The 11,556-nt window shown below is 71.5% G+C and carries 11 protein-coding genes; all 11 read right to left on the minus strand.

The genetic code is table 11. The features are described from left to right. Positions 1 to 19 precede the first annotated feature (19 nt). Complete coding sequence (locus P696_RS51625) at positions 20 to 1,129, minus strand: LCP family protein (RefSeq protein WP_051469049.1); 1,110 nt, start codon at positions 1,127 to 1,129, stop codon at positions 20 to 22. A 104-nt stretch (positions 1,130 to 1,233) separates the two neighbouring features. Further along, positions 1,234 to 2,130 (minus strand): STM4011 family radical SAM protein, encoded by an 897-nt coding sequence (locus P696_RS0140980; RefSeq protein WP_051469051.1) that lies wholly within the window; start codon positions 2,128 to 2,130, stop codon positions 1,234 to 1,236. Positions 2,131 to 2,215: 85 nt separating this feature from the next. Next, positions 2,216 to 3,511: an STM4012 family radical SAM protein gene (locus tag P696_RS0140985; RefSeq protein WP_026416860.1), complete on the minus strand. Its 1,296-nt coding sequence runs from the start codon at positions 3,509 to 3,511 to the stop codon at positions 2,216 to 2,218. Then, positions 3,511 to 4,308, minus strand: coding sequence for an STM4013/SEN3800 family hydrolase (locus P696_RS0140990; RefSeq protein ID WP_026416861.1), 798 nt, complete (start codon positions 4,306 to 4,308; stop codon positions 3,511 to 3,513). The genes P696_RS0140985 and P696_RS0140990 overlap by 1 nt, the downstream gene beginning before the upstream one ends. Beyond that, a complete protein-coding gene (locus tag P696_RS0140995; RefSeq protein ID WP_026416862.1) occupies positions 4,296 to 5,408 on the minus strand; it encodes an STM4014 family protein in 1,113 nt (370 codons plus the stop codon). Before P696_RS0140995 ends, P696_RS0140990 begins: the two co-directional genes overlap by 13 nt. A gap of 4 nt (positions 5,409 to 5,412) precedes the next feature. Next, positions 5,413 to 6,327: an STM4015 family protein gene (locus tag P696_RS0141000; RefSeq protein ID WP_026416863.1), complete on the minus strand. Its 915-nt coding sequence runs from the start codon at positions 6,325 to 6,327 to the stop codon at positions 5,413 to 5,415. Between the two features lie 4 nt (positions 6,328 to 6,331). Continuing rightward, positions 6,332 to 7,267: an STM4015 family protein gene (locus P696_RS0141005; protein WP_026416864.1), complete on the minus strand. Its 936-nt coding sequence runs from the start codon at positions 7,265 to 7,267 to the stop codon at positions 6,332 to 6,334. 91 nt (positions 7,268 to 7,358) lie between these two features. Continuing rightward, positions 7,359 to 8,288: an STM4015 family protein gene (locus P696_RS0141010; RefSeq protein ID WP_026416865.1), complete on the minus strand. Its 930-nt coding sequence runs from the start codon at positions 8,286 to 8,288 to the stop codon at positions 7,359 to 7,361. Between the two features lie 156 nt (positions 8,289 to 8,444). Then, on the minus strand, positions 8,445 to 9,245 hold the full coding sequence (locus P696_RS0141015) for a MetQ/NlpA family ABC transporter substrate-binding protein (protein WP_026416866.1): 801 nt from the start codon (positions 9,243 to 9,245) through the stop codon (positions 8,445 to 8,447). A 52-nt stretch (positions 9,246 to 9,297) separates the two neighbouring features. Then, positions 9,298 to 9,954 carry a methionine ABC transporter permease gene (locus P696_RS0141020; protein ID WP_026416867.1) on the minus strand — a complete coding sequence of 219 codons (657 nt, stop codon included), beginning with the start codon at positions 9,952 to 9,954 and terminating at the stop codon, positions 9,298 to 9,300. Next, the gene (locus P696_RS0141025) at positions 9,951 to 10,958 is read right to left on the minus strand and encodes a methionine ABC transporter ATP-binding protein (RefSeq protein ID WP_026416868.1); all 1,008 of its coding nucleotides are present in this window, start codon (positions 10,956 to 10,958) and stop codon (positions 9,951 to 9,953) included. The genes P696_RS0141020 and P696_RS0141025 overlap by 4 nt, the downstream gene beginning before the upstream one ends. Positions 10,959 to 11,556 lie beyond the last annotated feature (598 nt).

Consider the following 11,556-nt stretch of genomic DNA (forward strand, 5'->3'; position numbering starts at 1 on the left):
GGCAGGCCGTCCGCGGAGATCAGCCCCAGGATTTGCGGCAGATGTCGTCGCTCGCGCGGATCTCGTCGCCCTGCGGGGGTCGCTGAGCGCCGGCCGTCGTGCCCGTTGCCGGACGCTTCGTGCGGTGCGTGGACGGACGGCTCCCGAGCGTCGTCATGGGGTCGCGGTCCTCGCGGATGGCGGCGAGGAAGGGTGCGGCGGCCGGGGTCATGGCGACACGGTTCCGGTTCTGGACCCAGGGCCCCGAGGGCAGGGTCGCGAACTTCAGGGAGCCCGCGGACATGCCGCGCATGCCCTGGGCGAGCCGCAGCATCTCCGACAGGCTGAGGGCCCGGTCGGTGGTCATCGACCGGGCGCCCGAGGTCAGCAGCTTGTTCAGCCGGGACGGGTTGGCCAGCACGCCCGCGGTCATGGCCTGGTGCGCGAACGAGGCCATGAACTGCTGCTGCCGCTTCATGCGCTGGGTGTCGGTGCCGTCCCCGAGGGAGTAGCGGGCACGGACGAAGCCCAGCGCCGTCTCGCCCTTCACGACGCTCGTCCCCTTGGGCAGGTTCAGGCCGGAGCGGCGGTCGTGGACGGCCTCGGGCAGGCACACCGGGACGCCGCCGACCGCCTCGGTGAGGCCCTTGAAGCCGGTGAAGTTCACCTCGACGAAATGGTCGACATGGACGCCGGTGAACTTCTCGACCGTCCTGATCGTGCAGGTCGGGCCACCCCGGGCGAACGCCGAGTTGAACATCGCGAGGCTGAGCGGCGGTGTCGGCGGGCCCTTCTTCTTCGGGCAGGACGGGATCGGCACCATCAGGTCGCGCGGGAGGCTGACGCCGTAGGCGCGCCCGCCGCCCGCGGCGAGGTGCACGAGGATCACGGTGTCCGCCTTCGGCGCCTCGTCCTTGTGGCCGCGACCGTACTTGGCGTTGGCGCCGGAGCGCGAGTCCGAGCCGATGAGCAGGACGTTGACCGACTTGTTCAGCTTCTTCGGCCGGTCCTTGCCGAGCATCGCGTCGGTGTCCTCGTGATGGATGCTCGACTGCAGGTCGTAGTAGTACCCGTACGCGCCCAGGCTCCCGGACACCATGAGCGCCGCGCCGATGATGGAGAGCACGGCGAGGGTGCGCAGGACGGTCATGGGGCCTCCCAGAAGACGATCTTTCCGGGAGTGTCTTGCCACAACCGTCCGAACGGGTTCACGCCGACCTCCCCCGGCAGGAGGCGTCCGCGTGGGCCGGTCCTTTACGCCAGGTGGGGGATGCGTTCCAGGATTCCCCCGGCGAACACGTCGTAGAGGCCGAGCGGCTCCAGGTGGACGTACCCGATGTGACAGTCGCAGACGTCGAGCGGGCAAGGGCGCGGACGGAGGTTGGCGCGGAACGTTCCGTCGTAGAGATTGCCCAGGACGGCCGGGACGAAGTGGCAGCGCCGGACGGTCCCGTCGCCGTCCACGGATATGACGTCGTCACCGGTGCGGCAGGCGCGGCCGAGGCTGGGGTGCGGGTCTCGGCTGTGGCCGAACAGGGGGTCGATCGCCGTCCAGTCGGCGGCCTCGGCGTCGGTGTAGGCGCGTCCTTCGGCGGCGTTCACCCACAGGTAGACGTGGTCCGGAAGGTCGGCGCGCAGGCGGCGGGCGTCCGCGAGGTGCTCGGGCTGGCCGACGATGCCGACCGAGTAGCGGATGCCGCGTTCGGCCAGGTCACGGGCCTTGCCGAGGAACCGCTCGTAGGGGACCTGGCCGGGGTGGAAGGTGGCCCAGAGCGCCAGCCGGGACGGGTCGGCGTCGGCCGTCCAGCTCGTCCGGTGGCTGAGGTTGGTCTGGATCGCGACGCGCCGGACGTGCGGCAGGTGGCTCAGTTCGACCAGCGCCCGCCGGTACCAGGACCGGACGAGGCCCTCCCCCCACGGCGTGAACAGCACCGACACCGGATGGTCCCGCGCCGCGACCCACGCGGCGAAGCGTTCCAGGGCGGCACGGTCGGCGCGGAGCTGCTCGACGCTGTCGCGGCGCTTGGCGAACGGGCAGTAGGGGCAGTCGTAGTCGCAGCTCGCGAGCGGTCCGCGATAGAGGATCGTCAGGTGGCCGCCGGGCGCGGGCTCCGCCGGGACGGTCGGATCGGGGAGGAACACGGCGGGCATCAGCGGGTCCCGTGGGGAGGGGCGGCAGACAGCGACGGTTTGTGAGAGGCGACGGGCATCAGCGGGTTTTGGGAGGCGGCGGGCATCAGCGGGCTTCGTAGGCGTTCATGAGGGTGCGCACGTCGGCGGAGAACAGGGCGGGGCCGACGGCGTCCGAGTGGGCGAGGCCCTCGGGCGTGAGGCGCAGCAGGCCGGGGCGGACGTCGAGCCAGTCCTGGTCTGCGAAGCCCTTGAGGTCGTCCGGGAAGTCGTCCATCGCGTCGGTTCCGAAGCGGGCGCGGTAGGCGGCGCGGTCGAGTCCGGACGCCTGGAGCAGCGACTGGACGAGGTGCCTGCGGCGTCGTTCGGCGTCGTCCAGGCGGAAGCCGACGCGGGCCGTCCCGAAGGAGTCGGCGCGGACGTAGTCGTCGATGATCGTGCGGACCTCGGTCGCGCCGACCGCGTACTCGAACGAGTAGTGCAGGTCGGAGGTGTAGGAGCGGGCTCCGCAGCCGAGGCCGACCATGCCGTCGGTCTGGCAGCAGTACTCGGTGCCCCCGGCGGACGTCCCCGGAAGGCGGAACATGCGCATGGAGACCTGCTCGTATCCGGCGGCGAGCAGGTGGTCACGGCCCTGCCGGTAGAGCGCGAGCCGGTGGTCGTCCCACTCGCGGCCGAGGCGGAACAGGCCGGTCAGGGGACGCTTGTACAGCGGGTAGAGGTAGATCTCCTCGGGCTTCCAGCGCAGCGCCGTGTCGAGCGAGTAACGCCAGCTTTCGGCCGTCTGACCGGCGATTCCGTAGATCAGGTCGATGTTGAGGACGGGGATCGCGGCGTCCCGGATCGCGTCGAGCGCCGCGTCGACCTCGGCGCGCTTCTGCGGCCGGACGGCGGCGCGCGCCTCGGCGTCGACGAAGCTCTGGACGCCGATCGAGATCCGGGTCGTCCCGCGGTCGCGCAGGACGCGCAACCGGTCGGGGGTCGCGGTCGCCGGGGATGTCTCGACGCCCAGCGGCACCGATCCGAGCGGGGCGAAACGGGACGCGATGTCGCACAGCCGGTCGAGCTCGACGGCGGTCAGGTAGGTCGGGGTGCCGCCGCCGAACGCCGCCGTGACGAAGGACGCGTCGCCCAGCGCGTCCAGGGCGGCGGACGCCTGGCGCTCGAGGGCCGAGAGGTAGGCGTCCGTCAGGTCCTCGGACGCGCCCGTCCGCGTGAACAGGTTGCAGAAGCCGCAGCGCATCTCGCAGAACGGAATGTGCAGGTAGAGGAAGAGCGCGCTCTTGTCCTCCCCCTCCCACACCGACCGCAGCGACGGCTCGGGGTCGAGCGGCCGGTAGGCGGTCTTGTGGGGGTAGGCGTACACGTAACCCTGGTAGGGACCCTGGTAGGGGCTGGTCATCAAAGGACGAACTCTCCATAAGGGACGGTCCACACGACCTCGTGGCCGATGCGGTGCCCGACGTGGCCGTCCTCGCCGTAGGCGGTGCCGTGGTCGGAGCAGATGATCACGAGGGTGGGGCGGCGGAGCGCGGCGAGCAGCCGGGGCAGGCGGGCGTCCACGTACCGCAGCGCGGCGGCGTGGCTGGCCCGGGTGTCACCGGATTCGCGGGTCGCGCCGTCCAGGTAGAACCAGTTGGGCTGGTGCAGCGCGGACACGTTGAGCAGCAGGAACAGCCGCTTCTCCGCGTCGAGGGCGCTGATCGACGTCCCGACGCGGGCGATCTGGTGGTCCAGGCTGGACGGGTCGGTGACGCCGAAGGACCGTTCCCAGTGGCTCTCGGCGAACAGCGACGGCAGCGCCGAACCGAGGGCCGTGCTCTTGCTGAAGAAGCCGACGCCGCCCACGCAGACCGTGTGGTACCCGGCTCGCGCGAGGCCGGTCGGGAGGTCGGCGGCGTCGAACGTCCAGGTGTGGGGGGCGGTGGTCTCACTGCCGGGGAACGCGGCGGCGAACAGCCGCGGATGCGGGCCGGGCGCGGCGGGCGTCGGCAGGAACCCGGCGAGCATCGCGGTGTGCGCGGCGTAGGTGAAACTGCCGGGCGTGTGCCGCCGCTCCCAGCGTCCACCGGGCAGGACGGCGGCGAGGTTCGGCGTCTCCCCCGCGTCGAGCAGCTCTTGGGCGACGTCGAAGCGGAGGGTGTCGAGCGTCACCAGCACCACGTCGTGGGTGCCGACGACCTCGTTCATGTCGCGCATGGGGATCCCGACAAGGCAGACATTACGGCTCTGACCTGGGCAGTGTAGGCGTCGACGCCCGCCGCCGGTCCGTCCGGGAGGCCGGGGAGGTTCGGCAGCAGGTCGCCGAACGCGTTCACCTCGCCGATCGCGAACCGCCGCCAGCCGAGGCCGACGAGCAGGTCGACGCCGACCATGAGGCTGCGCGGGAAGCAGGCGGCGGCCCGCGCGCACACGTCCATCGCCTCTCGCCAGCCGTCCTCGCCCAGGGCGGCCCGGACGGCGTCGAGGTCCCCGCGCCGCCCGCCCAGGTGCAGGTTCGTCATCGGGACGGTGCTGGTGCGGACGACCGCGTGCGTCGGGACGCCCCCGACCACCACGACCCGCAGGTCGAGGACGCGCCCGTCCAGCGCCGCCTTCGGCATCCAGCGTTCGACGTGCAGGCCGTCCGGGGCGAGCGCATCGACCAGCTCCGCGACCTCCTCCTCCGTCCGATACGTCTGGACGCGCAGCGAGTTGTGGAACCCGTCCGCGCGCCGCACCGCCGAGGTCACCGCCTTGATCCGTCCTTCGGTCCCGGCGGTCCCGGCCCGTGCCGGTGGCGCCACCTCGAGGGCGATGACGCCGGAGGCGGACGAGCCGTGCGCGGGTTTCACGAAGACGCGGCGTTCGTCCGCCTCCGTCATGCGGGCGCGCAGCGCGGCATAACCGTCGATTCCGGTCAGTGCGGGAGGCACGGGGACTCCGGCGGCGGAGAGACGGGCGTGGCAGAGCCGCTTGTCGAACATGACGGCGATCTCGTCCGGGTCGTTCAGGAGCGGGGCGTTCGCGGCGCGCGCGGCGTCCGCGATCCGGCCCAGCCCGGCGACGAAACCCGCGTACCAGCGGGCTCCCCCGCCGGTGCGGGTCGGGGCGACGTCGCCTCGGAGCAGGGCGTCGGCCTCCGGGTCCTCGCCGGGCGAGTCGATCCGGACGGGAACCCCGGCGGGCAGCGCGAACGCACCGCGCAACACCTCCGTCCAGGCGATGACCCGCGGTTCCGCGATCCCGGCGGCCCGGCAGGCGTCCGCGAACAACGTGACCCGCCGGTCCCCCGGGTAGCCGATGACGACGAACGACACGTTCCTACTCCGAGACGGCGATGTAGAAGCCGTCGTCTTCGGGGTCCCTGCGCTCGTCCAGGTTGATCTGGACGCCCGGGAGAGAGGCTCGCATCTGCCGGGCCATCTCGTCCGAGAGGAAGTTGTAGTGCAGGTCCAAGGACTTCAGGTGGGTGAGGGGCTGGCCGGACAGCAGGGCCTCGGCCCCCGTGTCGGTGAGGACGCCCATGGCGAGACCCAGGGACTCCAGGCGCGCGACGACCGGGGCTCCGGCCAGGGCGGCGGCGATCTCGTCCTGGAAATCGGAGTTCTCCAGGCCGAGGTGGCGGAGCGCGGGAAGGCGTTCGCCGGTGAGGAACGGGGTGAGGTCGTCCATGGCCACGTCGCCGCCGTAGCCCTCGTCGCCCAACCAGAAGGCCAGGTGCTCCAGGTTCGGCAGGTCGCTCGCCGCGACCGCCTTGACGATCCCGGACGGCAGGCCGCCGGACTCGAACCGCAGCGTCCGGAGCGACTCGCTCGCGAACGGCTCGAACCTCAGCTCCAGGTGGCCCCGGAACTCCAGGCGTTCGAGTCTCGGGAACGCCTTGATCAGCGGGGTGGCGTCCTCGTGGACGATCCACGAGATCTCCGACTCCTCCATCGTCATGTCGCCGACGAACAGCGAACGCAGCGCGGGCAGGCGGTCGGCGAACTCGGCCAGGACGTTGCCCGGGTAGTCCTCCCCGTCGGCCCGGGCCATGAACCAGCCGACGACGAGCGCCTCGACGCGGTCCGTGGCGACGGAGTCGAGGAAGGCGAGGAACGCGTCGCGCCACGTGTCGTGGCCGCCTTCCCTGACCCGCCACGCGACGGCCTCCGGCTCGGGCGTCCCGCCGTCGGGCTCGTCGAAGTCGTGGACGGGCAGGCCGGCGAACTCTTCCAGGTTCTCGTGGATGGTCACCGCGTCACTCCGAGATCTCGATGAAGAAGAAGTCGCCGTCGTGCGGCTTGTTCTGGACCTGTAGCAGGACCTCGACACCGGGGAGCGCGGCCCGGACGCGTTCCATCATGGCGTCCGAGAGGAAGTGGTGACGCAGGTCGAGCGTCTTCAGATGGGTCAGCGGCTGGCCCGAGAGCAGGGACTCGGCCCCCGTGTCGGTGAGGGTCCCCATGCCGAGGCAGAGCGTCTCCAGCTGGGCGACGACCGACGCGCCCGCGACGGCGGCGGCGACCTCGTCCTGGACTTCGGAGTTCTCCAGGGCGAGGTGGCGCAGGGCCGGGAAACGTTCGCCGGACAACAGGGGCGTGAGGTCCCCGATGGACGCGTCGCCACCGTAGTTCGGGGTGCCGAGCCAGAGGTCCAGGCGGGTGAGGTTCGGCAGGTCGCTGGCCCCGACGGCCCGGACGACCTCGGCGGGAAGCCCGCCGGACTCGAACCGGAGGGTCCGCAGCGCGGTGTGCTCGAACGGTTCGAGGACGAGCCCCTGCGCCCCGCGGACCTCGAAGCGCTCCAGGTGGGGGAAGGCCCTGAGCACGGGCGTGATGTCCCCGTGCTCGATCCACGAGATCTCCGACTCCTCCATCACGATGTCGCCGACGAACAGCGAGCGCAGCGCCGGGAACGCGGGCGCGGCCTCGGCGAGCAGCGCGCCCACGTCGGGGCTGCCGTCGTCGTAGGACGCGCCCCAGTACCCGATGACCAGTGCCGTGATCTCGCTGGTGTCCACCTGCGCGCGGAACCGGGCCCAGACGTCCTCGAAGGACTCCTCGTCGAACGTGGTCCGGACGCTCCAGGCGTACGACGCCGGCGAGGCGAGCGCCTCGGCGCGGAGTTCGTCGTCCGGGCCGAACCCCTCCACGGGCAGGCCGGCGTAGTGGATGAGGTGTTCGTGGATGGTCATCGGGTCCCTTTCCGGATCACTGTCGGGACATGTCCTACCAGGGACGCCCGACAAATGCCGTCCGATCAGGCGAGACCGTCCGGAGAGGCCGTCACTCCGACACCTCGACGTAGAACCCGTCGTCGGGGTCGAACACGTGCCGGTCGTCCAGGTTCACCTCGACGCCGGGGAGGGCGGCCCGGACGCGCTCGACCATCGGCTCCTCGAGGAAGTGGTAGTGCAGGTCGAGCCGCTTCAGGTGGGTCAGCGGCTGCCCGGACAGCAGCGCCTCCGCGCCGGTGTCGGTCAGCATGCCCATGGCCAGGCTCAGCGACTCCAGCCGGGCCACGACCGGGGCGCCCGCGACGGCCGCGGCGATCTCGTCCTGGATCTCGGCGTCCTCGAGGCCCAGGTGGCGCAGCCGGGGCAGGTTCGCGCCGGTGAGGAACGGCTCGAGGTCCTTCACCGTCGCGTCGCCCTGGTACTCGGACGCGCCGAGCCACAGGTCGAGGTGCTCCAGGTGGGGCAGCGTGCTCCGCCCGACGGTCCGGACGACCGAGGCGGGCAGCCCGCCGGACTCGAACCGCAGTGTCCGGAGGGCCTCGCTCTCGACCGGCTCGAAGGACAGGCCCGCCGCGCCCCGGACCTCGACGCGTTCCAGCGCGGGGAACGCGGTGAAGACCGGCGTCGTGTCGCTGTGCTGGATCCAGGAGATCTCCGCCTCCTCCTGGACGATGTCGCCGAGGAACAGGGACCGCAGCGCGGGGAGCGCGGACGCCGAGCCGGAGAGCAGCTTCGGAACGTCGACCTTGTCGTCGTAGATGCCCCAGTAGCCGATGACCAGCGCCGTGATCCCGCTGGTGTCGACGGCCTCCAGGAACTTCGGCCAGAGGTCGGCGAACGACTCCTCGTCGTATCCGGAGCGGACGGCCCACGCGTAGGACGACGGCGACGCCAGGGCCTCCTCGGAGGGCGGGCCGGACACGCCGAACTCCGCCACCGGAAGTCCGGCGAACTCGGTCAGATGCTGATAGACGCCCATGTGTTCCTCCTGGTCAAGGTCAGAAACTCCCGTCCTACCAGGACCGCGCGGCGCGCACCGGCCGCTTGGGCGAACCTCCCGGACCGTGGCACCGGGAGAACGCGGCGGCCCCCGGACGAGGCGATCGTCCGGGGGCCGCCGAGGGAAGGGCCGGGGTCAGGCGGGGAGCACCGAGCCGTGGTACTCGTCCTGGATGAACTTCTTGACCTCCGGGCCGCGGAGCAGGTCGACGAGCTTCTTGATCTTCTCGTCGTCCCTCTTCTCGGGGGTGGTCACCAGGCCGTTCACGTACGGGTTGCCCTGCGCCGACTCGGTCGCGAGCGCGTCCTTGGACGGGTCGAGCCTGGCCTCGAGCGCGTAGTTCCCGTTGATCACCGAGGCGTCCACGTCACCGAGCTGGCGCGGCAGCGCGGCGGCGTCGGTCTCCTTGAACTTGATGCCCTTCGGGTTGGACGCGACGTCCTTCGGCGTGGCCTTCTCCTCCGTGCCGGGCTTCAGCGTGATGAGCTGGTTGGCGGCCAGCAGCTTCAGCGCCCGTGCCTCGTTGGACGGGTCGGACGGCACGGCCACGGTCGCGCCCTGCTTCAGCTCGGAGAGCTGCTTGACCTTCTTGGAGTAGAGGGCCAGCGGCTCCAGGTGGACGCCCGCGACGAACACCAGCTTGGAGCCGAGCTTCTGGTTCGACTCGTCCAGGTACGGCTTGTGCTGGAAGTAGTTGGCGTCGAGCTGGCCGTCCTTCAGCGCGGGGTTCAGCTGCTCGTAGTTGCTGAACTCCTTGACCTCGAGCTTGAGGCCCGCCTTGTCGGCCAGGTTCTTCTTGACGTAGTTGAGGATCTCGGCGTGCGGCACGGAGGTCGCGCCGACGACGAGGGTGTCCTTGTCCTTGCCGGAGCCGCAGGCGGCGAGGCCGAACAGCAGTCCTGCGGCGGCCACGGTGGCGGTGATCTTGCGAAGCACGAAGAGTGCCCCCTTCTGGTGTGAACTTGCGGTGGTGGACCAGCCCTGTGGGCTAGCGGTGGGAGAGGCGCCGGACGAGCCGGTCGCCGAGCAGCTGGACGACTTGCACCAGCACGACGATCACCGCGACGACCGCGATCATCACCGTGTTCTCGAAGCGCTGGTAGCCGTAGCGGATGGCGATGTCGCCGAGGCCGCCGCCGCCGATCGCCCCGGCCATCGCCGAGTAGCCGATCAGCGCGACGAAGGTGACGGTGAGGCCCGCGAGCAGGCCCGGACGGGCCTCGCGCAGCAGGACCTTCCCGGCGATCTGGACGCGGGAGGCGCCCATCGCGCGGGCGGCGTCGACGACACCCGGGTCCACCTCGCGCAGCGAGGTCTCCACGAGCCGGGCGTAGAACGGGATGGCCGAGATCGCGAGCGGGACGATCGCGGCGGTGGTGCCGATGGTGGTGCCGACGAGCGCCCGGGTGAGCGGCAGCAGCGCCACCAGCAGGATGATGAACGGGATGGACCGGCCGACGTTCACGACCAGCCCGAGCAGGTGGTGGACGGCCGGGACCGGGGCCAGCCCGCGCCGGTCGGTGACGACCAGCGCGAGGCCGAGCAGCACCCCGAACACGGCGGTGATCACGGTGGACCAGAGCGTCATCTGGAGGGTCTCGACGGTGCCCTGCCGCAGCAGCGGCCAGATCTCGTCCCAGGTCATGCCGCCACCTCCGTGCCGGGCGTGGGGTGGACCTCGACGGTCAGGCCCGCGTCGCGCAGGTGCGCGAGCTGGGCGGCGTTGAGGTCGGGGTCGCCGGGCAGCCCGATGCGCAGCCGTCCGATCCGGGTGCCGCCGACCTCCTCGACCGCGCCGCCGAGGATGTTCACGTCGATCGCGTAGGTGCGGGCGAGGGACGACACGAACGGCCGGTCGGCCGCGTCGCCCTCGAACGTCACGTCCACGACGGTGGTGCCGGGCCGGACCTCGGAGGCGGGCAGCGGGAACAGGTCCCGGGCCAGCTCCGAGCCGGGCCGCAGCAGCAGGTCGCGGAGCGTCCCGGACTCCACCACCCGGCCGTCGCGCATGATCGCGGCCGAGTCGCAGATCCGCTTCACCACGTCCATCTCGTGGGTGATGAGCAGGACGGTCAGCCCGAGCCGGTCGCGAAGGTCGCGCAGCAGCGCGAGGATCGACGCGGTCGTCTCGGGGTCGAGCGCGGAGGTCGCCTCGTCCGACAGCAGCACCTTGGGACGGCCCGCGAGGGCGCGGGCGATCCCGACGCGCTGCTTCTGCCCGCCGGAGATCTGCGCCGGGTGCGCCTTCGCGTGCTCGGTGAGGCCGACGAGCTCGAGCAGCTCGTCCACGCGGGCGGCACGTTCGGCGCGCGGCACGCCCATGACCTCCAGCGGGAACGCGACGTTCCCGGCGACCGTCCGGCTGGACAGCAGGCCGAAGTGCTGGTGGATCATGCCGATGCCCTGGCGGGCCGCGCGCAGCTCGCCGCCGGAGAGGCCGAGCAGGTCGCGGCCGTCCACCTGGACGCGTCCCGAGTCGGGACGTTCCAGCAGGTTGACGCAGCGCAGCAGGGTGCTCTTGCCCGCGCCGGACCGGCCGAGGACGCCGAAGATCTCGCCCTCGCGGACGCTGATGTCGACGCCGTCGACGGCGGTCAGCTCGCGGCCACGGGACCGGTAGGTTTTCCGAAGTTTCTCGATCTGGATCATCAGGAATCATCCGTGCAGGCGACCGCGCCCGGTGCGGGCGTCGGCGAAACGGGACAGGGACGTTCGGGAACGCGAAGCGCGGGCGCGGCTGCGCCTACGCGGGTGCATCGAGGGTGGCGGGTGCGATGTCGCGGTGACAGATGCGCCGCGGGTCAGGGCGGGGCTCCGGGGAGGCGTTCCGCTGAGGGTGCGCGCGGCGCGGCGGCTCAGGCGAGGCCGGGCGGGTACGGCGCGTGGCTCAGCAGATGGCGTTGGAAGATCATGTGCAGATGCGGCTTCCGGTCACGAAGATCGTCGGAGGTCGCTCGCTTCGGGGCGCGAGACAGGGGTCGGCGGGGGCCCTCAGCGGTCACACATTCGACGCGCGGACATACACCCCATGACCCGCATGGTCTGCGGGCGGCGCGGCTGGCACGGGCGTACGGCGGTCATGGCCCGTAGTAAACCCGGCGAACGCCGCCGACGCAAATCGGAATAGCCCGACTACCTGCACAAACGTGCGCCAGGTCACATGAACACCCCTGTGCCGGACGCCCCGGCGACCGCCGTCGGGACGGTCGCCGCACGCGCGCGAAAGGGCCCTGCGAAGCGGTTTCGG

Origin of the sequence: Actinomadura oligospora ATCC 43269, assembly GCF_000518265.1 — a bacterium.
GTDB classification, from domain to species: domain Bacteria; phylum Actinomycetota; class Actinomycetes; order Streptosporangiales; family Streptosporangiaceae; genus Spirillospora; species Spirillospora oligospora.